Raw genomic sequence first — 26,610 nt, 5'->3', positions numbered from 1 at the left:
TGCGATAACGCGCCACTCGACGTGCTACGACCTAGGCAAGAAGGTCTGGCGCTGAATGCCAAGCGCTCAGCGGCTAACACGCTACACGCGCCATCGAGCAAGCAAATGCGGCGCACCTCACCGCCGCTTGCTTAACGTCCACCCTCTCCCGCCCCAACCGTTTCCGCCGACTCCGACGCCTCCGCGGCACGTTGCTGCTGCAATGCCCACATCTGCGCGAAGAGACCGTTGGCGCGCAACAACTCGGCATGCGTTCCGCGCTCGACGATGCGCCCTTTGTCCATCACGATGATCTGCTGTGCGTGCACCACCGTCGAAAGCCGGTGGGCGATGATCAGCGTCGTGCGTTCGCGGGCGATCTGATCGAGCTCATGCTGGATTGCGCGCTCCGAACGCGAATCGAGTGCCGAAGTCGCTTCATCGAACAGCAGGATCGGCGGGTTCTTGAGGATGGTCCGCGCAATCGCGACACGCTGCTTTTCCCCGCCGGACAACTTCAGGCCACGCTCGCCGACCGGGGTCTCGTAACCCTTCGGCAACCCCTCGATGAAGTCGTGAATATGCGCCGCGCGCGCCGCCGCGATCACTTCCTCGCGTGTGGCCGACGGACGGCCATAAGCAATGTTGTAGTAGATCGAATCGTTGAACAGCACCGTATCCTGCGGCACGATGCCAATCGAAGCACGCAACGAATCTTGCGTGACGTCGCGAATATCCTGACCGTCGATGGTGATCGCGCCACCCGTCGCGCGGTCCAGATCATAGAAGCGGAACATCAGCCGCGCGAGCGTCGATTTGCCCGAACCACTGTGGCCGACTACCGCCGTGGTGCTGCCCGCTGGAATCGTGAAGCTCACGTCGTGCAGAATCTGCCGCGCCGGCTCATACGAGAAGTTCACATGCTCGAAGCGCACCTGCGCACCGCTCACCCGTAACGCCGGCGCGTCAGGCATATCGGGCACTTCCTGGGCCGCGCCAAGCAACGTGAACATGCGGTCCATATCGGTGAGGCTTTGCTTTAGTTCCCGATACACGACGCCGAGAAAATTCAGCGGTATATAGAGCTGCAACATGAAGGTGTTGATCAGCACCAGGTCGCCGAGCGTGAGGCGCCCGGCCATCACGCCTTGGGTCGCGCGCCACAGAATGAACACGAGCCCCGTGCCGATGATCGCCTGCTGCCCGAAGTTCAGCGCCGACAAGGACCGCTGCGATTTGATCGCGGCCGTGCGATAGCGTTTGAGATTTTCGTCGTAACGGTGCGCTTCCCACTCCTCATTGCCGAAGTACTTCACTGTCTCGTAGTTGAGCAGTGAATCGATCGCGCGCGAATTCGCCTTTGAATCGAGATCGTTCATCGTGCGGCGAAAATGCGTACGCCACTCGGTGACTTTCACAGTGAACGTGATGTACACGGCGAGCGCAATGAACGTGACGATCGCGTAATACGCCTCGTATTTGACGACGAAAAATCCCAGCACGAGACCGACTTCGACCAGTGTCGGCAGGATGCTGTAGAGCGAATACGAAATCAGTTGCGTGATGCCGCGCGTGCCGCGCTCGATATCACGCGACATGCCGCCCGTCTGCCGTTCGAGATGAAACCGCAATGACAGCGCGTGCAAATGGCGGAACACTTTCAGCGCGAGCTGGCGCACCGCGCTTTCGGTCACCTTCGAAAACAGGATCTCGCGCAGCTCGGTGAACAGCGAGGTGGACAGCCGCACCACCGCATAGGCGACCACCAGCAAACCGACGCCGCCCAGCAGCACGATGGCGGGCGAATCGTGCGCGCGGCCGAGCGCGGTGAGATGTTGCACCGAAGCGAGGCTGTCTACGATCCGTTTCATCACGATCGGCACGCCGAGATTGGCGACCTTCGCGCCGATCAGGCAGCTCAGCGCGAAGCCGACGCGCCATTTATAGGTGGCGAGGTAGGGCAGCAGCGACAGGATTGTCTGCCAGTCGTTGCGCGGCTGGGTCGAGATCGGTGAAGGTTCGGACGAGGGCGTACGGCGCATGGGGTCGGCTGGAGAGAGTGTGGAAACGACGGAGTTCGCAGCGGCGCACCGACCGGCAGCGTGCAAACCCGGCACCCTGCGTCATGTCGCGCGACCCGGCTGGGCGCTTTCCCGTACAATTCCTGATCTTTCTATTGTCGCAGAAGCTGGCTGGCGCCGCTTTTCATGGGCTGTCCGGCCGCCGGTTGCACATGGGCCGCGGATTGGGCCGTACCGCTGTGTGGTGCCGCCGTGTGGTGCCGCCGTGTGGTGCCGCCGTGTGGTGCCGCCGTGTGATGCCGCCGTGTGATGCCGCCGTGTGATGCCGCCGTGTGATGCCGCCGTGTGATGCCGCCGTGTGGTGCCGCTGCGTCGTGCCGCCGTCATGAAGCCCCCCGCCTGCCTGTCGAGCCGACCGAGCCATTACGAATTTCAAGGGTGCCCCGATGACCGATCTCCTTCAACTTCCACAAAAGTCTTGCGCGCTGCGCGTCGTGCCGCAACCGTCGGACGCGAATGTCCACGGCGACGTGTTCGGCGGCTGGATCATGGCGCAAGTGGATATTGCCGGTTCGATTCCGGCAAGCCGCCGTGCCAACGGGCGGGTGGCGACCATCGCGGTCAATTCGTTCATCTTCAAGCAGCCCGTGTTCGTCGGCGATCTGCTGAGCTTTTACGCGGATATCGTCAAGACGGGCAACACGTCGGTAACGGTGGCGGTCGAAGTCTACGCCCAGCGCATGAGCCTGACCGAAGACCTCGTGAGAGTCACCGAGGCGACCCTGACCTATGTCGCGACCGACAGTGACCGGCGCCCACGCGCGCTGCCGGTGCTGGATTGAGCGAACCCTGTCGAGGACATTGAACGAAAACGAGGCGCCTGAGCGCCTCGTTGAGCTTCATACGCTGTGCTTTCCAGGTGGCATTTTCAGGGTTTTTGCCCGGATCGCCAACGCAAGCATGACCGGGCCGACAGCCTCCGTCCAGCCCGCAGCCCTTTACTGACTCGCCGCTGCGCCTATCCCCGCCTTCTTCTGTGCGTTCTGGAGATCCGTCGGATAGTTCGGATCGTTGCGCGACGGGTTATACCCGTTGCTTTCCAGTTGCTTCAACTCGGCATTCTTCTTCGCCCGCGCCTCCTTGCGGGCGGCCTTGCGTTGCGCCTTGGCCGCTGCCTTGGATGCGGCCGACGGCTTGGCGGCATTGCCGGCATTGGCTTCATCGGCCGCCGGAGCACTACTGCCGCCGCTTTGCGCGAACGCCGGCGCAACAGAAGCCACGCTCAGTACAACCGATGCGAGCAGCACAGCCCATTTCTTTGCAGGTGAAGACGTCATTTTTCTCTCCAGTCGTTTTAGAAAATATTCGACGGCGAAACGCCCATAGCAGAGTGCGAGCAGCGAAAAGCGGGCGCAACGCCACGTGAATCGATGCTTCGTGGTTCCCGGTAAAGTCTGAGATGGGAACCCCGAATATATACGACTGAAAGCCGCCCGGAAACCGGTTTAACCCCGCAAGCGCCTGCCAGACACACGAATCGACGCCAGCGTGCGGAGACGTTAATCTTGCGGTTCAACACCTCAAGAGCGCCGCTGGGCAAGCCATCAGCCGCACGCTGGCCGATTCGGGCGCGCCATGATAGATCTTCTAACGGGAATGAGATGAAACTGATTGGAATGCTGGATTCGCCCTACGTGCGCCGCGTCGCTATCTGCCTGAAGTTGCTGAAGCTCGACTTCGAGCACCAGTCGATTTCCGTGTTCAGCACGTATGAGGCGTTCGCGAAGATCAACCCAGTCGTGAAAGCGCCGACGCTGATCCTCGACAACGGCGAGTGCGTGATGGATTCAACAGTGATCCTGCAGTACGTCGCCACGCTTGCCGCGCCCGATCAACGGATCTTCCCGTCACAGCCGGAGCACTGCCTGCGCGCCGCGCGCCTCACGGGCCTCGCGCTGGCCGCTTGCGAAAAGACCGTGCAGATCGTCTACGAACGCAATCTGCGCCCGGCGGACAAACAGCACGAGCCTTGGATCGATCGCGTGACCGAGCAATTGCACGCCGCCTACCGCGAACTCGAAGAGGAACTCGCGTCGGCCCCGCTGCCGGTCGAATCGAACCATTTCGGCGCGGTGGACGTGACGGCAGCCGTCGCGTGGAATTTCACGCAGATGTTCTTGCCGGAGATCGTCACCAAGGCGGCACATCCACGCTTGCAGGCATTTTCCGAGGCGGCAGAACAACTGCCGGTTTTCCTCGACACGCCTGCCGTCTGAGAGACACGCAGCCGGTAGCCGGTAGCGGGGAGCGGGGAGCGGGGAGCCGAACTACACCGTCTCCGCTTCCCGCCCCACGCCCCTCTGGAACAACGCCGAAATCGCATCCGTCGACATCGGCTTCGCAAAGTAGAAACCCTGCATTTCGTCGCACGCACGCTCTCTCAGAAAGTCGAGTTGCGCCGACGTCTCCACGCCTTCAGCGATCACCTGCAATTTCAGCGAATGCGCGAGCGCGATGATCGCCGAGGTGATCGTCTCGTCGTCGCCCGACACGCCGATATCCGACACGAACGAGCGGTCGATCTTCAGGCGGTCCACCGGGAAGCGCTTCAGATAGCTGAGGCTCGAATAGCCGGTGCCGAAGTCGTCGATGGCAAGGCCGATGCCGAGCGCGTGCAGCTCGTTGAGCATCGACACCGCCTCCTCGGCATTGCGCATGATGGTGCTTTCGGTGAGCTCGAGTTCGAGATACTGCGGCTCGAGACCCGTCTCGGCGAGCACCTGCATGACGAGCTTCGCGATATCGCGCTGCTGAAAAACGCGCGCCGACAGATTCACCGAGACCCGCGCCGGCGGCAAGCCTTCGTCCTGCCACGCCTTGTTCTGGCGGCACGCCTCGCGCAACACCCATTCCGACAACGGCCCGATCAAGCCGCTCTCCTCGGCGACGGGAATGAACGTCGACGGCAGCACCAAACCCACTTCCGGATCGCGCCAGCGCACCAGCGCCTCGGTGCCGACGATCTGCCCGCTCACGATATCCACCTGCGGCTGGTAGTGCAGCAGGAATTCGTTGTCGCGCAAGGCGCGGCGCAAACGCCGTTCGAGATTCAGACGCGCGCCCGCGCTCGCATTCATCTCCGGCTGGTAGAACTGAAACGTATTGCGGCCCATGTCCTTCGCGCGATACATCGCGAGGTCGGCCTTTTTCATCAGCGTTTCCGCGTCTTCGCCGTCCTGCGGGAAGAGGCTCGCGCCCATGCTGCAGCCGACATACAGCTCAGTGCCGTCGAGCCACACCGGCTCGGAAATCGACGCGCGCACACGCTCCATCCACGCGATCAGCGACTGCTCGTCGACGGTATCGGTCATCACGATCACGAACTCGTCGCCGCCGTGCCGCGCGACCGTATCGCTGGTGCGCGTGCAACGGGCGAGCCGTTCCGCCACCACGCTCAGCAAGCGGTCGCCGACACTATGGCCGAGGCTGTCGTTGACGTTCTTGAAGCCGTCCAGATCGATGAACACGACCGCGATGCCCTTGTGATGCCGCTGCGCCACGATCAACGCATGCTGCAGGCGATCGCGCAGCAAGTTGCGATTCGGCAGCCGCGTGAGACTGTCATAGTTGGCCTGGTATTCGAGCTGTTCCTGATAGCGCATCAGATCGGTCACATCGTTGATCACGCCGATGTGATGCGTAATCATGCCCTCCGCGTTCGGCACTGGCGCAATGAACAGCTGATTCCAGAACAGCGCGCCGTCCTTGCGATAGTTGCGCACCACGGCGCTTACTTCGCGGTTCGCGGCAAGCGCCTGGCGAATCAGGGTGACGCCTTCCTGGTCGCGGTCGTCTCGCTGCAGCACGCGGCAATCGTGACCGATCACTTCGGCGGGATCGTAACCGGTGATACGCATGAACGCGGGGTTCACATATTCGACCAGATTGCCCGCCGGCGACGGCGCGGTAATCAGAATTGCGTTGACGCTGGCATCGAGCGCGCGGCTTTGCAGACGCAAGGCCAGATCGGCGCGCTTGCGCTCGGTGATGTCCGTGTAAGAGCCGAGCACGCCGAGCACGCGGCCGTCGCCGTCGGTGAACGGCAGCTTGCTCGTGACCGTGGTGCGATGCACGCCGTCGATCACCAGGTCGACCTCGACATTCATTTTCGGCACGCCGGTGGTCACCACCTCTTTATCGTGCTCGTTCAGCAGGGCAGCAAAGGCGCGCCATGGCATATCGCTATCGCTCTTGCCGACCACCTGCTCAGGGTAAGAAAGCCCCGCATCGCGCGCGAATGCCATGTTGCAGCCGAGATAGCGCGACTCCTGATCCTTCCAGAAAATCCGCTGCGGAATGTTGTCGATCACCGTCTCGAGCATTTGATTCGAACGCTGCGCTTCGGCTTCGGCGTTGATCTGTTCGGTGACGTCGTCGGCCAGCACGAAGAAGGCGGCGCGGCCCATAAAGTTGAGCGCGTGATACGAAATGTCGGCGCTGATCATTGAACCGTCTTTGCGCCGGTGATGCCAGACACCCGCCATCGTGCGGCCCTGTTGCAGGACGTCGCTGCGCTGCAGGTGCAATTCGAGGCGCGAGATTTCGCCATTCGGCCGGAGCGCGCGAATCGTCATGCCGAGAAATTCGCTTTCCGAGTAGCCGTATTGCTGGATCGCGGCCGCGTTGACGGCGAGAAAGCGCATCGTCTCGCGCTCGAAGATGTACATCGGCACGGGATGCTCGTCGAACAGGCCACGGAATCGCTCGTCGTTGCGGCCGAGCGCGCGGACGGCACGCAGTTTCTCGCGCGCGCGGCTTTCGCGGGCTCCGAACGTGAAGATCAGGAGCGCACTGCCGGTCAGCATCGTGACGATCAGCAGGAACATGGCGCGCTGGGTTTCGTTCGCGGAAATCGCGAGCGACGCCCGCAACGCCTCGTTCTCCTGCTTGCGCAACACCGCCAGACCGGCTTCCACACGGCCGAGACCCAGCCCGAGATGCGTATAGGTCGACGCCGCCCACGCGCGCGACTCGTTCGGCGTGGCGCTGGCGCTCTTCAACAGCGCATCGTCAATGTCGTGTTGCAGCGCGTGACTGTCCGTGCTCAGTTTGGCGAGCGTGTCGAGCAGCGCCGGTTCGCCGGCGAGCTCTCGGCGCAACTCGCGCTCCAGGGCGGCCAGCGAGGTCGCCATGGCGGTGGCCTCGTTGACAGGCGCGGCCTCACCCGAAGCTTCGAAACGGCCGAGCGCGGCCAGGCCGCCGTCGAGCGCCGTATGGTAGGCGTCGAGATTCTGACGCACGCTTGTCGAACGCAGCATGCGCGCGTCGGCGTCGCGCTGGCCGCAAATCTGCGTATAGACGGCGAACGCGTTCGCGCCAACCGCCGCGACGACGACCGCCAGATTGATCAGCAGCCGCTTCGATAAAAAAGGAGTCATGGGTTCCGAACGTCAATCGTTCTGAGGGCGGGAGCACGAGGGTCGCTTTCGGTGCGTCGGGTCGCATCGAGTCGAGTCTTTTTACGCGCCAACTCATGGATAACGGCAGGGTTCGGAACAGATTGAGGGGTTGGAGTGAAAAAAATTCGCGGATTTGGCGGGGGGCGCGTAGCTGGGGCCGCCTAGCTGGGGCACCTAGCTGGGGGCGCCTAGCCGGCCGCACCTAGCCGGCCGCACCAAATTCCTTCATCGCGGGAACGAAGTCGTGGTTGCTTTCCAGCTTGCGCGACAATTTGGCGAGTACATAGCGCTTGAACGGCTCGAGTTCGGCCCACTGAGCGACGCCCGGCGTGGGCAGACCGGCGAGTCCCGCCTGGTGCGCGACACCCTCAGGCACGGCATCGGTGCGCCGCCAGGCGGGCGCTTCTTCAGGCGTGAACCACTCCGGTTCGACATTCGCGTGCGTGCGCAGCATCTCGAACAGCGCGTGGTCGAAATTCGGCTCGATTGCCGCGTCTTCCTCCACCGGAAACCGGGCCAGCAGCTTGCGGTCTTCGAGCGGCAGCAACTGCCATTGCACGAGCGTGATGCGCAGCCCGAAGCGATCGAGATTGAAGCGCACCGACATCGGGATGTAGGTGAAATTCTCCGAAGATGCGACTTCGAAGTTGAACAGAAGCGGTGCTTCGTTGAGTCCCATGACAGTATTCCTCTTTGGTGACGGGCAACGCTCAAGCCCAGCTTGAGGTATTTTAGAACCTTATTCGCGCGATCGCAGTGAGGTCTGGCACCGCTTCGCGCCGCCGGGCAAGGCTGCAAGCCGCTCAAACGCGCGCAGCATGAAAGGAGTGAAGCAGCTTGAACGAACTGGAAACAGCCGGGCAGCCGGGCGCCGTGGAACGCCAGGCGCACCGGCACCGCGGCGCAGCGGTCGAAACCGTCACCGATCACGTCGGTCAGGAGTGGCCGGTGGCGCTCGTCTTCAACGGCATCTCGCACGCGGTGATGATGTGCACGCCGCGCGATCTGGAAGCGTTCGCGGTCGGTTTTGCGATTTCGGAAGGGATCGTGGAACGCGGCAGCGACATTCAGGATATCGAAGTCGAGTTGCACGACGATAACGAATTGCCGCATGCCGAAGTGCAATTGACGGTAGTGCAGCAGGCGTTCGTCGCGCTGAAGGAAAAGCGCCGCGCGCTCGCCGGGCGCACCGGCTGCGGCGTATGCGGGATCGAAAGCATCGATCTGCTGGATCTGAAACCGGAACGCGTGCCGGACACCGGCTTCCTGCAACGGCTCACGCCGGATGCGATCGCTCGTGCCGCACGCGAGTTGCCGGAACACCAGGCACTGACGCGCCTGACCGGCGGCCTGCACGCCGCTGCCTGGTGCGATGCGGCAGGCGCGATTCGCTACGCGTTCGAAGATGTCGGCCGTCACAACGCGCTCGACAAGCTGATCGGCCAGCTGGTGCTCGATCGCGTGGATACCAAGGAAGGTTTTGTGTTTCTGTCGAGCCGCGCCAGCTACGAGCTGGTGCGCAAGGCGGCGCGTGTCGACGTGCCGATGGTCGCGACGATTTCGGCGCCGTCGTCGCTGGCAATTGCGATTGCCCGCAAAGCGGGCGTACGGCTTGTCAGCTTCTGCCGGGAAACCAGCTACGTCGACTACGACACCTCGCAGCCGGCGCAACCCTGAGCGCACGAGGCGCCTGAGTTATTTTCAGGCGCCTGAACCCAGCCGGTTCAATCGAACTGCCGGAAGTCCGGCTTGCGTTTCTCGAAAAATGCCTTGAACGCCTCGCGCGCTTCCGGCGCGAGCAGCATCTTGCTGAAGTGCACCGCTTCCTCGGCCATCTGCGTTTGCAGTTCCTGATGGCTCGCGCGCTTCATCAGACTCTTCGTCACCCGCAGCGACGACGCCGGCAGCGCCGCCAGCTTCGCCGCTTGCGCGGCTGCGAATGCATCGACTTCAGCTGCGGGCAGCACGCGATTCACGAAGCCCATGCGCTGCGCTTCGGCGACGTCGAATGCTTCGCCGAGCAGCAGCTTTTCCGCTGCTGCCTGATAACCAGCCACACGCTGCAACAGCAAACTCGACGCCGCTTCCGGACACAGCCCAAGCTGCGTGAACGGCAGCGAAAAGCTCGCCGTAGTCGCGGCATAGACCAGATCGCAGTGCAGCAGGAGCGTCGTGCCGATGCCGATTGCCGGCCCCGCCACGGACGCTACCACCGGCTTTTCCGCCGAACAGATGGCACGCAGAAACTGGAATACCGGCGCGTTTTCGCCGCTTGGCGGCGTCTTCATGAAGTCATCGAGATCGTTGCCGGCGCTGAAGATGCCGGCGCTGCCGCGAATCAGAATCGCCCGAATCGATGCATCGCCGTGCGCTTGGACCAGTGCATCGGCCATCGTCTGATACATCGCGGCCGTGATCGCGTTTTTCCTATCGGGCCGGTTGAAGGCAATCGTCAGCACGCCGTCGGCGCGCTCGACCAGAATATCCACTGTCATCTCCTCGTACTCCTCTGGATGCTGCTGAATGGAAAAAACGGCTCGCAAGCCAGGCGGCCTGCGAACCGTTTCCGCGGTCCCTAGGTGGTCACTGCAGGGATCACTACGGGGACCAGGGTAAACACGATTACAGACGTTCGATGATACCCGCCGCGCCCATGCCGGTGCCGACGCACATCGTCACCATGCCGTACTTGAAGTTGCGGCGGCGCAGGCCGTGCACGACCGTCGACGCACGGATCGCGCCCGTCGCACCCAGCGGATGGCCGAGTGCGATCGCGCCACCGAGCGGGTTGATCTTCGCCGGATCGAGACCAAGGTCCTGAATCACCGCCAGCGATTGCGCGGCGAACGCTTCATTCAGTTCGACCCAGTCCATATCTTCGATCTTCAGGCCGGCGGCCTTCAGCGCGGCCGGAATCGCTTCCTTCGGACCGATGCCCATGATTTCCGGCGGCACGCCGCGCACGGCAAAGCTGACGAAACGGGCGAGCGGCGTCAGGTTGAATTCCTTCAGCATCTTTTCCGACACGACGATCAACGCGCCCGCGCCATCCGAGGTCTGCGAACTGTTGCCCGCCGTCACCGAACCCTTGTTCGCGAACACCGCGCGCAGTTTCGCCAGACCTTCCATCGACGTTTCCGCACGCGGGCCTTCGTCGAGCGCGACTTCACGCGTCTTCAGCTTCACTTCGCCGGTGGCGAGATCGGGGAAACGTTCGGTGATCGTATACGCGGCGATTTCGTCGTTGAACTCGCCGGCTTGCTGCGCGGCGATGGCACGGCGGTGCGATTCGACCGAGAACGCGTCTTGCGCTTCGCGGCTGATCTTCCAGCGCTCGGCGACCTTCTCCGCGGTCAGGCCCATGCCGTAGGCGATTCCGATGTCTTCGTTGCGATCGAAGATATGCGGCGACATCGACGGCTTGTTGCCCATCATCGGCACCATGCTCATCGATTCACAGCCGCCCGCGATCATCGCGTCGGACTCGCCGACACGGATACGGTCAGCCGCCATGGCCAGCGCGGTCAGGCCCGAAGCGCAGAAGCGGTTCACCGTGACGCCGCCCACCGTGTTCGGCAGGCCCGCCAGCAGCGCGCCCATCCGCGCGACGTTCAGGCCTTGCTCCGCCTCCGGAATCGCACAGCCGATGATGGCGTCTTCGATCACTTTCGTATCGAGGCCGGGCACTTGCGCCACGGCCGACCTGATCGCGTGCACCAGCAGTTCGTCCGGGCGCGTGTTCTTGAACATCCCGCGCGGCGCCTTGCCGATCGGCGTGCGGCTCGCCGCGACGATATATGCGTCTTGCAATTGCTTTGTCATTTAAAGCTCCTATGTCGACGGGAGTTGGCGCTTTAGCACCTACTCCGCCCCATGCAATTTATTGCGGTCGTTCGTCGCTTAGTTACGTACCGGCTTGCCGGTCTGCAGCATGCCCATGATCCGTTCCTGCGTCTTTTGCGTGCCGAGCAGATCGACGAACGCTTGACGCTCGAGTTGCAGCAGCCACTCTTCGTCGACGAGGCTGCCGGCTTCCACGTCACCGCCGCACACCGCTTCCGCGATGCGGCTGGCGATCAGGAAATCGTGCTCGCTGATGAAACGACCGTCGCGCATGTTGACGAGCGATGCCTTGATGGTCGCAATCGCCGAGCGGCCCGCCACCGGCACTTGCGTGACACGCAGCGGCGGACGGTAACCCGCGGCGGACAGCGCGCGCGCTTCTTTCTTCGCGATGTCGAGCAGTTCGAACACGTTGAAGACGATCGTGTCGGACGGCTTCAGGTAGCCCATTGCGCGGGCGTCGAGCGCGGAGGCCGAAACCTTCGCCATCGCCGCGTTTTCGAACGACTTCTGCACAAACTTCAGCAGGTCGTTGGTCGCGCCGGCTGCAGTTGCGGCTTCCGCTGCGCGCAGTGCCGCTTCCTTCAGGCCGCCACCCGCTGGCACGAGACCCACGCCGACTTCCACCAGACCGATATAGCTTTCGATGTGCGCGACACGCTTCGCGCTATGCAGCGCCAGCTCGCAACCGCCACCAAGCGCAATGCCCGACACGGCCGAGATGACCGGCACGCTCGCGTACTTCACGCGCAGCATCCCTTGCTGGAATTTCTTCACGAACGGCTCGATGCCCTTCGCGCCGCCCGTCATGAACGCGGGCATGGCTTCTTCGAGGTTCGCACCTGCGGAGAACGGCCCGCCCGGCGTGCCGAGTTTCAGCGACGTCGGCTGCCACACGACCAAGCCCTTGTAGTCCTTCTCGGCGAGTTCGATGGCTTGCGTCAGACCGTCGATCACCGACGGTCCGATCGTGTTCATCTTGCTCTTGAACGACACGATCAGGACGTCGTTCTCGCCGGCGCGGTCGTCGACCCACGCGCGCACGGCCTCGGTTTCGAACAGGGTCTTGCCGTAAGTCTTCGGATCAGTTGCAGTCTCGCCAACCAGCGGCGCACGGAAAACCTGTTTGTCGTAGACGCTAAGCGACGAGCGCGGCACGAACGACTTCGAAGCGGGCGACCACGAACCTTCGTTCGTATGCACGCCACCCTTTTCGGCAACCGGGCCTTCCAGCACCCACGCCGGCAGCGGCACATTCGACAATGCCTTGCCTGCCGCGATGTCTTCCTGCACCCATTCGGCGACCTGCTTCCAGCCGGCCGTTTGCCAGCCTTCGAACGGGCCTTCGTTCCAGCCGAAGCCCCAGCGAATGGCGAGATCGACGTCGCGCGCATTGTCGGCGATCGATTCCAGATGCACGCCGATGTAGTGATACACGTCACGGAAAATCGACCACAGGAATTGCGCCTGCGGGTGCTCCGATTCGCGCAAGAGCTTCAGGCGCTCTGCCGGCGGACGCTTCAGAATCCGGCCGACCAGTTCTTCCGCTTTCGCGCCGCCGTCGACGTACCCGCCCGTCTTCGGGTCGAGCACCTTGATCGCCTTGCCTTCCTTCTTGTAGAAGCCGCCGCCGGTCTTCTGACCGAGCGCGCCCTTCTTTACCAGTTCAGCCAGCACCGCCGGCGTTTCGTAGACCGGGAAGAACGGATCGTCCTTCAGCGTGTCCTGCATTGTCTTGATGACGTGCGCCATCGTGTCGAGACCGACCACGTCAGCGGTGCGGAACGTCGCCGACTTCGCGCGGCCCAAACGCGAGCCGGTCAGGTCATCCACTTCGTCGAAACGCAGGCCGAACTTTGCAGCTTCGGTGATGACGGCGAGGATCGAGAAAATACCGACGCGGTTAGCGATGAAGTTCGGCGTATCTTTTGCCCGCACGACACCCTTGCCCACCACGCTCGTCAGGAACGATTCGAGTTGATCGAGGATTTCCGGATGCGTCGTGGCGGTCGGGATCAATTCGACCAGGTGCATGTAGCGCGGCGGATTGAAGAAGTGCACGCCGCAGAAGCGCGCCTTCAGTTCGTCCGAGAAACCGTTCGACAGTTCGGTGATCGACAGACCCGACGTATTGGTCGCGAAAATCGCCTTCGGCGCGATGTGCGGCGACACCTTCTTGTACAGGTCGTGCTTCCAGTCCATGCGTTCGGCGATCGCTTCGATCACGAGGTCGCACTCGGCGAGCTTCTCGATGTCGTCGTCGTAATTCGCGGGCTGGATGTATTGTGCGTCGTCCTTCACACCGAACGGCGCGGGCGACAGTTTCTTCAGATTCTCGATCGCCTTCAGCGCGATCGCGTTCTTCGGGCCTTCCTTTGCGGGAAGGTCGAACAGCAGCACGGGCACCTTGGCGTTGATCAGGTGCGCTGCGATCTGCGCGCCCATCACGCCGGCGCCGAGCACGGCTACCTTGCGAATGATCAGATTGCTCACGTCGTTCCTCCGGGAAGTTATGCGGTGTCGCGAATGTGTCTCTTACGTTTCGCGATGTGTGACTTGTGGCGGTGGAAGGCGCCACGCCGCTTGAGGGCATGGCGCTTGCCGCAAGGGTTGGGCCTTAGAACAGCGACTCTTCGACGTCCATCATCGACTTCGAACCGGCGCGTGCCTGACGGATCGTCATCGCCGTTTCCGGCAGCAGCTTCGCGAAGTAGAAGCGTGCGGTCGCGAGCTTGGCCTTGTAGAACGGATCGCCCGATGCCTCGTTATCCAGCGCGATACGCGCCATGCGCGCCCAGAAGTACGAGAACACCAGGTGGCCGACGGTACGCAGGTACGGCACGGCGGCGGCGCCGACTTCGTCCGGGTTCTGCATCGCCTTCATGCCGATTTCCATCGTCAGCTTCTGCACCTTGTCGCCGATGTCGGCGAGCGGGTTGATGAACTCCTGCATGTCCGGCTTCACGCCTTCGGCTTCGACGAAATCGGACACCAGCTTGCCGAACTTCTTCATCTTCGCGCCCATGTCGCCGAGAATCTTGCGGCCGAGCAGGTCGAGCGCCTGAATCGCGTTGGTGCCTTCGTAGATCATGTTGATCCGCGCGTCGCGCACGTATTGCTCCATGCCCCACTCGGCGATGAAGCCATGGCCGCCGTAGATCTGCATGGCGTGGTTGGTGCTCTCGAACGCGTTGTCCGAAAGGAATGCCTTCAGGATCGGCGTGAGCAGCGCGACCAGATCCGCCGCTTCCTTACGCACCGATTCGTCGGCGTGCGACAGTTCCTTGTCGATGTGCAGCGCGGACCAGTACGAGAACGCGCGCGCGCCTTCCGCGTAGGCCTTCTGCGTGAGCAACATGCGACGCACGTCCGGGTGGACGATGATCGGGTCAGCGGCTTTTTCCGGCGCTTTCGGGCCGGTCAGCGAACGCATTTGCAGACGCTCTTTTGCGTACACCAGCGAGTTCTGGTAACCGATTTCGGTCAGGCCCAGGCTCTGCATGCCGACGCCCAGACGCGCGGCGTTCATCATCACGAACATCGCGTTCAAGCCCTTGTTCGGCTCACCGACCAGCCAGCCCTTCGCGTTATCGAGGTTGATCACGCAGGTTGCGTTGCCGTGAATGCCCATCTTGTGTTCGATGGAGCCGCACTTCACGCCGTTGCGCTCGCCCGGTTCGCCCGCTTCGTTCGGGATGAACTTCGGCACGATGAAAAGCGAAATGCCCTTGGTGCCCTTGGGCGCATCCGGCAGACGCGCCAGCACCAGGTGAACGATGTTCTCCGCGAGATCGTGTTCGCCGCTGGAGATGAAAATCTTTGTGCCGCTGATCGCGTACGAGCCGTCGCTGTTCGGTTCGGCCTTGGTGCGCAGGATGCCGAGGTCGGTGCCGCAGTGCGGTTCGGTCAGACACATCGTGCCGGTCCAGACGCCAGCGACCAGCTTCGGCAGATAACGTTGCTGCAGTTCCGGCGTGCCGTGCGCGTGCAGACATTCGTATGCGCCGTGCGACAGGCCCGGGTACATCGTCCACGCCTGGTTCGCCGAGTTCATCATTTCATACAGCGCGTTGTTGACGAACGCTGGCAAGCCCTGGCCGCCGTATTCCGGATCGCAGCCGAGTGCCGGCCAACCGGCTTCCACATATTGCTTATAGGCTTCCTTGAAGCCCTTCGGCGTGGTCACGACGCCGTCGCCGACGTACGTGCAGCCTTCCTGGTCGCCGCTGTGATTGAGCGGGAACAGCACTTCGGAACAGAACTTGCCGGCCTCTTCGAGCACGGCGTTGATCGTGTCCGCATCGAGATCCGCGTGCTTCGGCATCTGCTTGATCTCGGCTTCGACGTTAAGCAGCTCGTGCAACACGAATTGCATGTCGCGCAGCGGCGCGGCGTACTGTCCCATGACTCTCTCTCCCAAGTTTGACAAGGAGCCAGGCCGTTAGCTGAGTCCGTGGATCGGATCTTTCAGCGCCGCTGAATCTGCTTGAAGTTCGGCGGCTCTGCTAACGGCTTTCGCTCTGATACGAAACAATCAATTTTTCCAGCGCGGCCCACGTAAGACGCACCGATTCCGGCAAGTGCAGGAAGCGCGCGTCGTGATGCAGGCCGAGCGTGACGCTGTACAGTTCGAACAGCATCAGTTGCGGATCGGTATCGGCACGCAGATGCCCTTCTTCCATCGCCTGCGAAATTGCACGAGTGAGCGCCGCGCGCCACATCGTCACGCTCGACACCAGTTGCTCGCGCACCGGGTTGTCTCCACGGTCGTCATACTCGACCGCACCGCTGATGTAGATGCACCCGGTGGTGACTTCCTGAATGCGTTTCTCGATCCAGCGGGAAATCATCGCGCGCAAGCGCGGCAATCCACGAGGCTCACGCAAACTCGGGAAAAACACCTCGTCTTCAAAACGACGGTGATATTCGCGTACGACTTCGACCTGCAAATCCTCGCGCGAGCCGAAATGCGCGAACACACCGCTTTTGCTCATCTGCATGCGCTCGGCCAGCAGTCCAATCGTCAGACCTTCTAGTCCGTCGCGACTTGCCAGATCAAGTGCTGCATCGAGAATCGCGACTCGTGTTTGTTCGCCTTTTCGCATAGCTTTTTACCGTTCTAATGTGACCGAAATAAAATCGAACGGCCGTACTATTATTGAGTGTTGCCGTCCGCGAAACAAGGACTTTATTAGAAACCGGTTTCTAACCCGGTTTCAATTCTGCGACATCCGTCAATCAGAGGAAGGAGATTTTTTAGAGGCCTTTGCCTTCTTTTTGTCCCTTTCATTGACGCTGCGCCCTTGCGCTTATGTGCGAGATACCGATGGGCTAGTCATAGCCACCCACCGTCAATAGCTTCATCACGGCCCGATAGGTCGTGTAGGCAAGCCAGTTGAGCAAGCGCTCGCCCGCCGGACGAGCATCATAGCGCGCCTCGTCGATCCGGCGCGAATCCTTGAACGCGGCGAGGATCGCTTCGCGCAGCGCGACGATCGACGGGTCGTTCACCAGCACCACGTTGGCTTCATTGTTGAGCATCAGGCTCAACGCGTCGAGGTTCGACGAGCCAACTGTCCCCCAATTCGAATCCACCACCGCGACCTTGCCATGCAGCATGGTTTTCTCGTACTCGGCGATCTGCACGCCGGCTTTGAGCAGCGCGCGATACAGGAACGGCACGGCGTAATCGAGCGCCTTGAACTCCTTGCGCCCGATGATGAGCTTCACGTCGACGCCGCGCCGCGCCGCGAACACCAGCGCGCGCCGCAGCTTGCGGCCCGGCATGAAGTACGGGTTGGCGAGCAGCACTTCGCTGCGCGCCTGGCCGATCGCGGTCAGATATGCCTTTTCGATGGCGCGGCGGTTGATCAGGTTGTCGCGCGCGACGAAGGTCACGCATGGCAGCCCGCCGGCCCAGAGCGCCCCGTTGCGATTGCGGCGCCGGCGCCGCAGCGTGCCGAGCGACGCCATGGTTTTCGGCCCGAAATCAGGTTCGAGCGATTCCAGAGGCCGATGCCCGATGCGGATCCGCTGCCATTGCACCTCGAACGCCTGGCGAATATCGGCGACCACCGGCCCGTGCAATTCCACCGCGAAATCCCAGCGCCGGTAAGGTAGCGTCGCGCCGTTGTTCTCGTAATCGTCGACAATGTTGATGCCGCCGCAGTAGCCGAACTGATCGTCCACCACCGCGATCTTGCGGTGCGTGCGCGAGAAGCCGAAACGGCCGAACAGATGCGGGTTGTAGATACGATGGTCAATGCCGGCGAGCGGCCATTCGTCGAACATCGCGAGGCGCGCGGTGCCGATGCCGTCGGTAATCACCCGCACCTTCACGCCGCGCGAGGCTGCGCGCAGCAACGCCGCACTGACGGCCTGACCTGCGCTGTCGTTACAGAAGATATAGGCTTCGAGAACCACGTCGCTTTGCGCCGCGTCGATGCGTTCGATCAGTGCGGCGAAATACTCGTCGCCGGAGCACAGCAGCTTGACGCCGTTGCCGCTGGTGAAGCGGTAGCGTTGCCAGTAGCGGCGGCCGAGCAGCGATTGCCGGAGTCGCGCGAAACGGCGCGCGCCGCCGACGCTCACCGGGCACGCTCCTCGGGCCGGCCACTCAGGCGCCCAGCGAGCCGCTTCGGCAATTGCAGGATCGCGTCGGCATTCGACGACGAAAAGCAGCGCGAGGCCGCCTCTTCATACGGCAGCCACAGAAACGCCGTGTGCTCGCGCGGCGCGAGCGTCACCTCGAGCTGCTCGGGTACTTCCAGGCTGAACCAATGCTCGGTGTTGTGGATCACGCCCTCGGCATAGCGATGCCGGAACTGGGGGTAGATCTCATATTCGATCGAGTACCGCCAGTCGAACAACGCGCTGTGCGGCACCAGCTTACTACCGACCACGATACCGGTTTCCTCGGCCACTTCACGCGCCGCCGTCTCAATGAAGGGTTCGTCGACCCGGTCTTTCGAACCGGTCACCGATTGCCAGAAATCGGCGTGATCGGCACGCCGGATCAACAGCACGTCGAGCGAGGGCGTATGGATGACGACGAGTACGGATTGCGGGATCTTCGGCGGTTTCGGCATGGCGTAAAAACTGGGCGCAACGCTTGCGCGGTACATGTCGGCGAGTGGTCCAATGAGCGGTCGAGACCGGTTGCTTCGACTGTAACGCAAAAAACGAAAAAGGCGCATCGCGCGCCTTTTTCGTTTGCTTGTTCGTTCCACTTGGGCTGCCGTTCTTCAGGCAGCCCGAGTTCGGACCAGCTTAGACCTTCGGTTCCGGCTGACGCAGACGGATGTGCAACTCGCGCAACTGGCGCTCGTCCACTTCGCTCGGCGCCTGCGTGAGCAGACACTGCGCGCGTTGCGTCTTCGGGAACGCGATCACGTCGCGAATCGAATCGGCGCCGGCCATCATCGTGATGATGCGGTCCAGGCCGAATGCGATACCGCCGTGCGGCGGCGCGCCGTATTGCAGCGCGTCGAGCAGGAAGCCGAACTTGGCTTGCGCTTCTTCCGCGTTGATCTTCAGCGCGCGGAACACCTTGCTCTGCACTTCTTCACGGTGAATACGCACCGAACCGCCGCCGATTTCCCAGCCGTTGAGCACCATGTCGTAGGCCTTGGCGAGGCAGCGCGCCGGATCCGTTTCCAGATACTCGAGGTGCTCGTCCTTCGGGCTCGTGAACGGGTGATGCGCGGCGACGTAGCGGTTGTCTTCCTCGTCGTACTCGAACATCGGGAAGTCAACCACCCACAGCGGCTTCCAGCCGGATTCGACCAGACCGTTGGCCTTGCCGAATTCCGAATGGCCGATCTTCAGACGCAGCGCGCCCAGGCTGTCGTTCACTACCTTCGCGCGATCCGCCGCGAAGAAAATGATGTCGCCGTCTTGCGCGCCGGTGCGCTCGATGATCGCCTTGACCGCTTCGTCGTGCAGGTTCTTGACGATCGGGCTCTGCAGACCGTCACGGCCCTTCGCGACTTCGTTGACCTTGATCCACGCGAGGCCCTTCGCGCCGTAGATGCGCACGAATTCCGTGTAGCTGTCGATGTCGCCACGCGAGAGCTCGCCGCCCTTCGGCACGCGGATCGCCGCGACGCGGCCATCTTTCGTGTTGGCCGGCGTGCTGAACACCTTGAAGTCGACGTCTTTGACGGCGTCGGTCAGGTCCGTGAATTCGAGCTTGACGCGCAGGTCCGGCTTGTCCGAACCGAAGCGGCGCATCGCTTCCGCGTACTCCATGACCGGGAATTTCTCGGCCAGTTCAACGCCGATCGTTTCCTTGAACACGTGACGGATCATCGCCTCGAACAGATCGCGGATTTCCTGTTCCGACAGGAACGAGGTTTCGCAGTCGATCTGCGTGAATTCCGGCTGACGGTCGGCGCGCAGGTCTTCGTCGCGGAAGCACTTGACGATCTGGTAGTAGCGATCGAAGTTAGCGACCATCAGCAACTGCTTGAACAGTTGCGGCGATTGCGGCAGCGCGAAGAACTGGCCCGGGTTGGTACGCGACGGCACGAGGTAATCGCGCGCGCCTTCCGGCGTGCTCTTGGTGAGCATCGGCGTTTCGATGTCGATGAAGCCCAGCGAGTCCAGATACTTGCGCACTTCGATCGCGACGCGGTAACGCAGACGCAGGTTGTGCTGCATCTGCGGACGGCGCAGGTCGAGCACACGGTGCGTAAGACGCGTGGTTTCCGACAGGTTGTCGTCGTCGAGCTGGAACGGCGGCGTGATCGACGCGTTCAGCACGATCAGCTCGTGGCACAGCACTTCGATCTTGCCGCTTTTCAGCGAGGCGTTCGTCGTGCCTTCCGGACGCGCGCGCACCACACCCTTGATCTGCAGGCAGAACTCGTTGCGGACGCCTTCGGCCGTCTTGAACATGTCCGCGCGATCCGGATCGCAGACGACCTGAACGAGGCCTTCGCGGTCGCGCAGGTCGATGAAGATGACGCCGCCATGGTCGCGGCGGCGGCTTACCCAGCCACACAGCGAGACAGTTTGGCCCAGCAGTTCTTCGGTCACCAGACCGCAGTATTCAGATCTCATCGACATGATGTTTGTCTTTCGTTTTGCATTGGTTGAACGGCGCGCAGCGATCAGACACGGCTTGAAACGCTGCGCACCGGCATTACAGCGGAGGCTCGACTGTCGTGCGGCGCACTACCGGCGCCGGCGGCGCGGACGGCGCCACGACGCCCATCGAGACGATGTACTTGAGCGCAGCGTCGACCGTCATGTCGAGCTCGATCACTTCGCTCTTGGGCACCATCAGGAAGAAGCCGGACGTTGGGTTCGGCGTAGTCGGCACGTACACGCTGACGTGATCTTCTTTCAGGTGATTGATCACGTCGCCGCCCGGAATACCGGTCAGAAACGCAATCGTATAGGAACCGCGGCGCGGGTACTCGATCAGGAGCGCCTTGCGAAACGCATTGCCGCTGCTCGACAACAAGGTGTCCGACACCTGCTTCACGCTGGTGTAGATCGGGCCGACCACCGGAATGTGAGCGACCACGACTTCCCACCACTTCACGAGCTTCTGGCCGATGAAGTTTTGCGTCAACAGCCCGACGACAAAGATGAACGCCAGTGTCAGCACCGCGCCGAGGCCCGGCAAACGGAAGCCGAGCGCGCGCTCCGGCTGCCATGAGGTCGGCAGCAGCAACAGCGTCTGGTCCATCGTGCCGATGATCAGGCCGAGCACCCACAGTGTGATGGCCAGAGGCACCAGCACCAGCAGGCCAGTCAGGAACACCGATTTGAGCGTCGTTTTTTTCGTCGTCATGTGTACCGCCAGAGAGCCGCGCGAGCCGGTACCCGACGCACGGCGTGTGCGCCGCCCCCGAGGGCGGCAGTCCCACTAGGCGCTGCCGGAACCGTTCGAACTCGCCGATGCGGCGGGCGCGGCAGCGGGCGCGGCAGGCGTTGCGGCTGCGCCCGCTGAACCGGAGGCAGCCGAGCCGTTGGCCGAAGCCGTGTCGGATTTCGTGGCGCCCTCATTCCCGGCTGCAGCGCTTTCGCCCGAATTCGCATTCGAGCCGCCATTCGCGTCGGGCTTGGCCGGGGCGCTCGCGCCGCCATTACCGCCGCGGAAATCGGTTACATACCAGCCGGAGCCCTTCAACTGGAAACCGGCTGCAGTCACCTGCTTGCGAAAGGTGTCTTTCCCGCACTCGGGACATTGCGTCAACTGCGGGTCGCTCATCTTCTGAAGCACGTCCTTCCCGAAGCCGCATGACTCGCAACGATAAGCGTAGATCGGCATGAACTTTTCCCTACTGAAATCTTGTAAGCGCTTGCAAAGCCTTGAATTATAGCCGCATATGGCTAGTCATATGCGCATATGGCTAGTCGCCCGCGATTTTCGGGGACCAGCGCCAGGAGCCACCGTCGTTCGACTAAATGGGGGCGACCGTGATCGAATCAAGTGCGGCGCGAGCCGCCGTCGAACGCGGCGGCGGCACGCTCAACCACGACGGCGCCAGGTCATCCAACGCTCGCGGCCGGCAAAGACGGCAATCGAGTCGTTCACGGCTTCATCTTCGATCAGATCGAAGTGCGGCGTGAGCAACGCGTCGAGTTCAGCGCGCTCGACGCCGAACGGCGGCCCTTTCGGCGTCGCGTCGATGAAAAAGAAACCCGCCAGCAAAGCGCCAGCTGGCAACAACCCGGCCATCCGTTGCGCGTAATCTGCACGGCGCGCCACGGGCAGGGCGCAAAAGAACGCGCGCTCGTAGATCCATGCCGGCGTGAACGGCGGTTCATAAGTGAAGAAGTCAGCCTGCTCGACCAGCTGCGCATGCTGCGGACCCAATTGCTTGTGCGCTGCCGCTACTGCGGCCGGCGAGAAATCGATCGCCCTGACTGGATTGCCTTGCTGCGCTAGCGATAGCGCTTCGTAGGCACTGCCGCAACCTGGAATCAGTACCGCAGCGCCACGATGCCGCTCGGCGAAAGACTGAAACGCCGCCGGCACGCCGGCCTGATCCCAGGGCGTGTAATGGCGTTCGAAGCGCTCATCCCAGAACTCAGGTGAGTTGGGATCGCGGGTCGAGAAGTCGGGTGTGGAAGGCTGGGTCGGGTCGCTCATGAGATGCCTCGTAGGGATCGGAATCGGGTCGGGATCACCCGCCGTACGCGAACGCCAGAAACGCTCGCGCCAACACCGCGCCGACACCGACCGCCACGCCGAACAGCAGCAGCCCTTGCAGCAACCGGTTGGTGCGCTTCTGCTCGAGCAGAATCTGGCGAATCATGTCGTCGTTCGCGCCGCGCGTGTTATCGTGACGCGCAGCCAGCACGTGGTGGATGAGGCGCGGCAATTGCGGCAACGTCTTGCTCCACTGCGGTGCCTCGATCTTCAGCCGCTCGTACCAGCCGCGCACACCGATCTGCTCGTTCATCCAGCGCTCGAGATAGGGCTTGGCCGTCTTCCACAAGTCCAGTTCAGGATCGAGCGAGCGGCCGAGCCCTTCCACGTTCAACATGGTTTTTTGCAGCAGCACCAGTTGCGGCTGGATTTCCACATTGAAGCGGCGCGAGGTCGAGAACAGGCGCATCAACACCTGACCGAGCGAAATATCCTTCAATGCGCGGTCAAAATAGGGCTCGCAAACTGCGCGGATTGCGCTTTCCAGTTCCTCGACCCGGGTAGTAGGCGGCACCCAGCCGGACTCCAGATGCAGCGTGGCGACGCGGTGATAGTCGCGCTTGAAGAAAGCGAGGAAGTTCTGGGCAAGGTAGTTCTTATCGAAGTCCGACAGCGCACCGATGATGCCGAAGTCGAGCGCGATATAGCGGCCGAAGTGCGCCGGATCGAGGCTCACCTGAATGTTGCCCGGGTGCATGTCGGCGTGAAAAAAGCCATCGCGGAACACCTGGGTAAAGAAAATCTCGACGCCTTCGCGCGCCAGCTTCGGAATATCGACGCCAGCCCCGCGCAGCGTCTCCACCTGGCTGATCGGCACGCCGACCATGCGCTCCATCACCAGCACCGTGGGCGTGCAGAACTCCCAGTACATCTCCGGCACCAGCAGCAGATCGAGCCCGGCGAAGTTGCGGCGCAACTGGCTGCCGTTGGCCGCCTCGCGCATCAGATCGAGTTCGTCGTGCAGATACTTGTCGAATTCGGCGACCACCTCGCGCGGCTTGAGGCGCTTGCCGTCGGCCCACAGGCGCTCGGCCCAGACGGCGATATCGCGCAGCAAGGCCAGGTCGGAGTCGATCACCGGCAGCATGTTCGGCCGCAGCACCTTCACGGCGACCGCCTTGCCCGCGTGCTGCCCCGCTTTCACCTTCGCAAAGTGAACCTGCGCGATCGATGCGCTCGCCACCGGCACCCTCTCGAACTCGTCGAACAGCACGTCGACCGGCGCGCCGAGCGACTTCTCGACCAGCCCGATCGCCACCGCCGAATCGAACGGCGGCACCTGATCCTGCAGCTTGGCCAGTTCATTGGCGATATCGACCGGCAGCAAATCGCGCCGCGTGGACAGCACCTGGCCGAACTTCACGAAAATCGGCCCGAGGCTTTCGAGCGCGAGCCGCAAGCGCACGCCCGGCGGGGCGTCGAACTTGCGGCCGATGGTAGTGATACGCAGCAGCAGACGCACACGCCGGTCGTTGACGCGGCTGAGCATCATTTCGTCGAGACCGAATCGAATGACCGTAAAGAAAATCTTGAGGAAACGCAGAAAACGCATAGTTGTGCCCAGTGACTAGCGCGTGCCGCGCGACGTGGCGGCGCCGCCCGGCGCATTGGCGCCGTGGGCTTCGACCTTCTGTTCAAGACGCTCGATGCGCTTTTCCACACGCGCCAAAGCATCGCGGGCGCGGGCCAGTTCGACGTTGAAGTCTTCCAGCGCGGCGCGCCGCACCAGTTGCGGATTTTCGTCGAGCAGATATTCGGCGGCTGTGTCGAGCAGATTGCGCCCGGTGCGCCGCGCATGTTCGCCGACCGTACGCACGACCGATGCGACCCGCCACGCCGGACCGTCGCCGATCAGCTTCGCCAGATCCTCTTCCGGTTCCCAGCGCAGATGCTCGGCGAGCCTGGCGATCACAGTCGCAAACTCGGCGTCGCCTTCGATCTTCACATGCTTCATCACGGCGGCCTGGCCGCCTTGCACAAAGGCCGGCAACGCATCGGACGGCACCGAGATGGTCACGTCGAACTGTTGCGCATCGGTTTCCTCGAGCGCGCCCAGGTAGCCGTCCGGTTGCACGAGCAGCATCAGCACGAGCGGCTGACAGGACAGTCTGGCGGTCTTGCCCGCGTACGGGGCGAGGCGCTCTCGAGCCCACGATTCGCGGGCGAGCAGGTGATTGACGGCAGCAGCGAAGGGCTTGGCGGCGAGGGTCATTGAAAGTGGCAAGAAAAAACCCGCGCGGGCGAGGTGCCCGTGCGGGTTCCTATTGTAACGTCCGTTCGCTTTGCGGCTTGCTATGCCGAACGGCCAATGCTTTGTGCGAAATCAGGGTGAGCAGCGCTGGCTTGGCTCTGCCTCGCTGTTGCCTCAGTGCTGCGCCACCTGCTGAATGCCCGCCAGCAACCAGCCTTCGCCGGGGCGGTTCGCCTTCGTCAGGTTCCAGACCTCAATGAACGGCTCAGCCGCCGCCCCCGCCGATTCGCGGATCAAGCCTGAGAAGCGCACGCTGGCGAAGTATTCAGTCGCGCGTTCTTCCACGCCCAGCAACTCCGCGTTCAGCTGCACCACGTCCGTCTGATTGGACTCCGCACCGCGCGACGACAGATCGACCCTCACTTCGGCGTACATTTCCGGGGTGGTGAATTCGCGGATATCTTCCATGTTGCCAACGTCCCATGCGGCTTGCAGTCGCACGAAGTACACCTTGGCGTTGCGCAGGAACGCTTCCGAATCGAAGCCCGCCGGCACTGGCGGGGCAGTGTTGATGGACGGCGTGGTCAGCGGGTTGCCTTGCGGCTCGAGGTACGAGCCAGTGGGCGGAGCGGTGTAACGCGGTTCCTGCGTGTAGCCAGTGCCGCTCGAATTCAAGGACGTCGAGCCACCCGCGTACGCCGGCTGGGCCGTATCGCGCTTGCGGCCCATGAAGCGGCGGATCAGCCAGATACCGATCATCGCAATGATCGCGATCACGATAATGTTGGCCATGGCGCCGGCGAATGCGCCGCCCAGACCGAAGTGCGACAACAGTGCGGCGATACCGAGGCCGGCCGCAAGACCGGCAATCGGCCCGAGCCAGCGCGAGCGATTAGGCGCCGCGGCCGGAGTCGGCGCGGGCGCCGGTGCCGGCTGCGCGCGCTGCTGCATGGCCTGATTGCTTTGGGAAGGTTGCGACGGGGTCGACTGTTGCTGAACCGTATTCGACTGACGGCCGATGCTGCGGCTGCCGCCCAAACGGCGGGCTTCCGCATCGAGCGAGGCGAGAGAGCCGGCCATGATCAGACCGACCATCGCGATCAGTCCGATTCTTCTCACCAACGACCGCTTAACATTACGGGGAGATAACACACCTGAATCGGACATTTTCGTACTTTCCTTTAAAAATCGATGGGTTAGGGACCTTAGTATTTGGTCCCCACATGTAAAGCTACCACGCCAGCTGACAAATTGTAATATTTGACGCCGTCCAGGCCTGCTTGTTCCATCATTGCTTTTAAAGTTTCCTGGTCCGGATGCATCCGGATCGATTCCGCCAGGTAGCGGTAGCTCTCGGCGTCCTTCGCAAAGCGGTCGCCGAGCCACGGCAGCACCTTGAACGAATAGACGTCGTAGACCTTTTTAAGCGGATCCCACACCTTCGAGAACTCCAGCACCAGCAGACGGCCTGCCGGCTTCAACACCCGCCGCATCTCGGCCAACGCCACATCCTTATGCGTCATGTTGCGCAAGCCGAAGGCCACGGTCACCACGTCGAAGTAATTGTCCGGAAAGGGGATCTTTTCGGCGTCGCAAAGCAGCGCCGGTGTGATCACGCCCTTGTCCAGCAAGCGGTCGCGGCCCACGCGCAGCATCGATTCGTTGATGTCGGTGTGCCAGACTTCGCCGGTTTCGCCCGCCTGTTTGGCGAAGGCCTTCGACAGATCGCCCGTGCCCCCGGCGATATCGAGCACCTTGAAGCCCGGCCGGACGTTGGCCTGGGCGATCGTGAACATCTTCCACGCCCGGTGCAACCCGCCCGACATCAGGTCGTTCATCAGGTCGTAGTTGGAGGCGACCGAGTGGAACACGCCCGCCACCTTCTGCGCTTTTTCCTGTTCGTCGACCGATTGAAAGCCGAAGTGGGTTTTGCTCATCGCGCTCGTCCTT

The 26,610-nt window shown here is 62.4% G+C and carries 22 protein-coding genes; 3 read left to right on the top strand and 19 right to left on the bottom strand.

Translation table 11 applies throughout. The features are described 5' to 3' along the window. Positions 1–131: 131 nt before the first annotated feature. Positions 132–2,021 (bottom strand): ABCB family ABC transporter ATP-binding protein/permease, encoded by a 1,890-nt coding sequence (locus AYM40_RS02075; RefSeq protein WP_063494762.1) that lies wholly within the window; start codon positions 2,019–2,021, stop codon positions 132–134. Between the two features lie 425 nt (positions 2,022–2,446). On the opposite strand from AYM40_RS02075, the gene AYM40_RS02070 reads away from it, so the two are divergent. Next, positions 2,447–2,842 carry an acyl-CoA thioesterase gene (locus AYM40_RS02070; protein WP_063494761.1) on the top strand — a complete coding sequence of 132 codons (396 nt, stop codon included), beginning with the start codon at positions 2,447–2,449 and terminating at the stop codon, positions 2,840–2,842. 156 nt (positions 2,843–2,998) lie between these two features. Here the strand turns inward: AYM40_RS02070 and AYM40_RS02065 are convergent, their stop codons facing one another. Continuing rightward, positions 2,999–3,337 carry a hypothetical protein gene (locus tag AYM40_RS02065; RefSeq protein ID WP_063494760.1) on the bottom strand — a complete coding sequence of 113 codons (339 nt, stop codon included), beginning with the start codon at positions 3,335–3,337 and terminating at the stop codon, positions 2,999–3,001. Between the two features lie 324 nt (positions 3,338–3,661). On the opposite strand from AYM40_RS02065, the gene AYM40_RS02060 reads away from it, so the two are divergent. Beyond that, a complete protein-coding gene (locus AYM40_RS02060) occupies positions 3,662–4,276 on the top strand; it encodes a glutathione S-transferase N-terminal domain-containing protein (RefSeq protein ID WP_063494759.1) in 615 nt (204 codons plus the stop codon). 51 nt (positions 4,277–4,327) lie between these two features. Here AYM40_RS02060 and AYM40_RS02055 read toward each other — a convergent pair whose 3' ends face one another. Together AYM40_RS02055 and AYM40_RS02050 are read right to left on the bottom strand one after the other, a co-directional pair. Further along, positions 4,328–7,438 carry an EAL and GGDEF domain-containing protein gene (locus tag AYM40_RS02055; RefSeq protein WP_063494758.1) on the bottom strand — a complete coding sequence of 1,037 codons (3,111 nt, stop codon included), beginning with the start codon at positions 7,436–7,438 and terminating at the stop codon, positions 4,328–4,330. 223 nt (positions 7,439–7,661) lie between these two features. Continuing rightward, positions 7,662–8,138, bottom strand: coding sequence for a nitrate reductase associated protein (locus AYM40_RS02050; RefSeq protein WP_063494757.1), 477 nt, complete (start codon positions 8,136–8,138; stop codon positions 7,662–7,664). 158 nt (positions 8,139–8,296) lie between these two features. Between AYM40_RS02050 and fdhD the strand changes: the two genes are divergently transcribed. Continuing rightward, positions 8,297–9,136, top strand: coding sequence for a formate dehydrogenase accessory sulfurtransferase FdhD (gene fdhD, locus AYM40_RS02045; RefSeq protein WP_063494756.1), 840 nt, complete (start codon positions 8,297–8,299; stop codon positions 9,134–9,136). Between the two features lie 47 nt (positions 9,137–9,183). Here the strand turns inward: fdhD and AYM40_RS02040 are convergent, their stop codons facing one another. The 15 genes from AYM40_RS02040 to ubiE all read right to left on the bottom strand — a co-directional run bounded on the left by AYM40_RS02040 (position 9,184) and on the right by ubiE (position 26,597). Continuing rightward, positions 9,184–9,954 (bottom strand): enoyl-CoA hydratase, encoded by a 771-nt coding sequence (locus AYM40_RS02040; RefSeq protein ID WP_063494755.1) that lies wholly within the window; start codon positions 9,952–9,954, stop codon positions 9,184–9,186. Between the two features lie 127 nt (positions 9,955–10,081). Next, positions 10,082–11,281: an acetyl-CoA C-acyltransferase gene (locus AYM40_RS02035; RefSeq protein WP_063494754.1), complete on the bottom strand. Its 1,200-nt coding sequence runs from the start codon at positions 11,279–11,281 to the stop codon at positions 10,082–10,084. A 78-nt stretch (positions 11,282–11,359) separates the two neighbouring features. Beyond that, positions 11,360–13,795 (bottom strand): 3-hydroxyacyl-CoA dehydrogenase/enoyl-CoA hydratase family protein, encoded by a 2,436-nt coding sequence (locus AYM40_RS02030; RefSeq protein WP_063494753.1) that lies wholly within the window; start codon positions 13,793–13,795, stop codon positions 11,360–11,362. Between the two features lie 124 nt (positions 13,796–13,919). Further along, positions 13,920–15,707, bottom strand: a complete 1,788-nt coding sequence (locus AYM40_RS02025; RefSeq protein ID WP_063494752.1) for an acyl-CoA dehydrogenase C-terminal domain-containing protein — start codon at positions 15,705–15,707, stop codon at positions 13,920–13,922. A gap of 100 nt (positions 15,708–15,807) precedes the next feature. After that, positions 15,808–16,407 (bottom strand): TetR/AcrR family transcriptional regulator, encoded by a 600-nt coding sequence (locus tag AYM40_RS02020; protein WP_063494751.1) that lies wholly within the window; start codon positions 16,405–16,407, stop codon positions 15,808–15,810. Between the two features lie 226 nt (positions 16,408–16,633). Beyond that, the gene (gene clsB / locus AYM40_RS02015; protein ID WP_063494750.1) at positions 16,634–17,893 is read right to left on the bottom strand and encodes a cardiolipin synthase ClsB; all 1,260 of its coding nucleotides are present in this window, start codon (positions 17,891–17,893) and stop codon (positions 16,634–16,636) included. Further along, complete coding sequence (nudB, locus tag AYM40_RS02010; RefSeq protein WP_236720882.1) at positions 17,890–18,426, bottom strand: dihydroneopterin triphosphate diphosphatase; 537 nt, start codon at positions 18,424–18,426, stop codon at positions 17,890–17,892. Before nudB ends, clsB begins: the two co-directional genes overlap by 4 nt. 145 nt (positions 18,427–18,571) lie before the next feature. Then, positions 18,572–20,371, bottom strand: coding sequence for an aspartate--tRNA ligase (gene aspS / locus AYM40_RS02005; RefSeq protein ID WP_063494749.1), 1,800 nt, complete (start codon positions 20,369–20,371; stop codon positions 18,572–18,574). Between the two features lie 76 nt (positions 20,372–20,447). Then, a complete protein-coding gene (locus AYM40_RS02000) occupies positions 20,448–21,104 on the bottom strand; it encodes a DUF502 domain-containing protein (RefSeq protein WP_063494748.1) in 657 nt (218 codons plus the stop codon). Positions 21,105–21,179: 75 nt separating this feature from the next. Beyond that, complete coding sequence (locus AYM40_RS01995) at positions 21,180–21,584, bottom strand: FmdB family zinc ribbon protein (protein WP_063494747.1); 405 nt, start codon at positions 21,582–21,584, stop codon at positions 21,180–21,182. Between the two features lie 201 nt (positions 21,585–21,785). Then, positions 21,786–22,409 (bottom strand): hypothetical protein, encoded by a 624-nt coding sequence (locus AYM40_RS01990; protein WP_063494746.1) that lies wholly within the window; start codon positions 22,407–22,409, stop codon positions 21,786–21,788. A gap of 34 nt (positions 22,410–22,443) precedes the next feature. Continuing rightward, positions 22,444–24,021, bottom strand: a complete 1,578-nt coding sequence (ubiB, locus tag AYM40_RS01985) for a ubiquinone biosynthesis regulatory protein kinase UbiB (RefSeq protein ID WP_063494745.1) — start codon at positions 24,019–24,021, stop codon at positions 22,444–22,446. Between the two features lie 15 nt (positions 24,022–24,036). Continuing rightward, positions 24,037–24,681: a ubiquinone biosynthesis accessory factor UbiJ gene (locus AYM40_RS01980; RefSeq protein ID WP_063494744.1), complete on the bottom strand. Its 645-nt coding sequence runs from the start codon at positions 24,679–24,681 to the stop codon at positions 24,037–24,039. Positions 24,682–24,834: 153 nt separating this feature from the next. Continuing rightward, positions 24,835–25,827, bottom strand: coding sequence for a Tim44 domain-containing protein (locus tag AYM40_RS01975; RefSeq protein ID WP_063494743.1), 993 nt, complete (start codon positions 25,825–25,827; stop codon positions 24,835–24,837). Between the two features lie 38 nt (positions 25,828–25,865). Beyond that, complete coding sequence (gene ubiE / locus AYM40_RS01970; RefSeq protein ID WP_063494742.1) at positions 25,866–26,597, bottom strand: bifunctional demethylmenaquinone methyltransferase/2-methoxy-6-polyprenyl-1,4-benzoquinol methylase UbiE; 732 nt, start codon at positions 26,595–26,597, stop codon at positions 25,866–25,868. Between the last annotated feature and the right edge of the window lie 13 nt (positions 26,598–26,610).

It is taken from the genome of Paraburkholderia phytofirmans OLGA172, assembly GCF_001634365.1.
In the GTDB taxonomy this organism is placed as follows: Bacteria; Pseudomonadota; Gammaproteobacteria; order Burkholderiales; family Burkholderiaceae; genus Paraburkholderia.
Note: the sequence above shows the minus strand (reverse complement) of the source record. Positions and strands in the feature narration are given on the sequence as shown.

Bases quoted from the DNA above. Each gene is read 5' to 3' on its own strand.
- AYM40_RS02075 (WP_063494762.1), bottom strand. From the start codon at position 2,021: ATGCGCCGTACGCCCTCGTCCGAACCTTCACCGATCTCGACCCAGCCG.
- AYM40_RS02070 (WP_063494761.1), top strand. From the start codon at position 2,447: ATGACCGATCTCCTTCAACTTCCACAAAAGTCTTGCGCGCTGCGCGTC.
- AYM40_RS02065 (WP_063494760.1), bottom strand. From the start codon at position 3,337: ATGACGTCTTCACCTGCAAAGAAATGGGCTGTGCTGCTCGCATCGGTT.
- AYM40_RS02060 (WP_063494759.1), top strand. From the start codon at position 3,662: ATGAAACTGATTGGAATGCTGGATTCGCCCTACGTGCGCCGCGTCGCT.
- AYM40_RS02055 (WP_063494758.1), bottom strand. From the start codon at position 7,438: ATGACTCCTTTTTTATCGAAGCGGCTGCTGATCAATCTGGCGGTCGTC.
- AYM40_RS02050 (WP_063494757.1), bottom strand. From the start codon at position 8,138: ATGGGACTCAACGAAGCACCGCTTCTGTTCAACTTCGAAGTCGCATCT.
- AYM40_RS02040 (WP_063494755.1), bottom strand. From the start codon at position 9,954: ATGACAGTGGATATTCTGGTCGAGCGCGCCGACGGCGTGCTGACGATT.
- AYM40_RS02035 (WP_063494754.1), bottom strand. From the start codon at position 11,281: ATGACAAAGCAATTGCAAGACGCATATATCGTCGCGGCGAGCCGCACG.
- AYM40_RS02025 (WP_063494752.1), bottom strand. From the start codon at position 15,707: ATGGGACAGTACGCCGCGCCGCTGCGCGACATGCAATTCGTGTTGCAC.
- AYM40_RS02020 (WP_063494751.1), bottom strand. From the start codon at position 16,407: ATGCGAAAAGGCGAACAAACACGAGTCGCGATTCTCGATGCAGCACTT.
- nudB (WP_236720882.1), bottom strand. From the start codon at position 18,426: ATGTACCGCGCAAGCGTTGCGCCCAGTTTTTACGCCATGCCGAAACCG.
- aspS (WP_063494749.1), bottom strand. From the start codon at position 20,371: ATGTCGATGAGATCTGAATACTGCGGTCTGGTGACCGAAGAACTGCTG.
- AYM40_RS02000 (WP_063494748.1), bottom strand. From the start codon at position 21,104: ATGACGACGAAAAAAACGACGCTCAAATCGGTGTTCCTGACTGGCCTG.
- AYM40_RS01995 (WP_063494747.1), bottom strand. From the start codon at position 21,584: ATGCCGATCTACGCTTATCGTTGCGAGTCATGCGGCTTCGGGAAGGAC.
- AYM40_RS01990 (WP_063494746.1), bottom strand. From the start codon at position 22,409: ATGAGCGACCCGACCCAGCCTTCCACACCCGACTTCTCGACCCGCGAT.
- ubiB (WP_063494745.1), bottom strand. From the start codon at position 24,021: ATGCGTTTTCTGCGTTTCCTCAAGATTTTCTTTACGGTCATTCGATTC.
- AYM40_RS01980 (WP_063494744.1), bottom strand. From the start codon at position 24,681: ATGACCCTCGCCGCCAAGCCCTTCGCTGCTGCCGTCAATCACCTGCTC.
- AYM40_RS01975 (WP_063494743.1), bottom strand. From the start codon at position 25,827: ATGTCCGATTCAGGTGTGTTATCTCCCCGTAATGTTAAGCGGTCGTTG.
- ubiE (WP_063494742.1), bottom strand. From the start codon at position 26,597: ATGAGCAAAACCCACTTCGGCTTTCAATCGGTCGACGAACAGGAAAAA.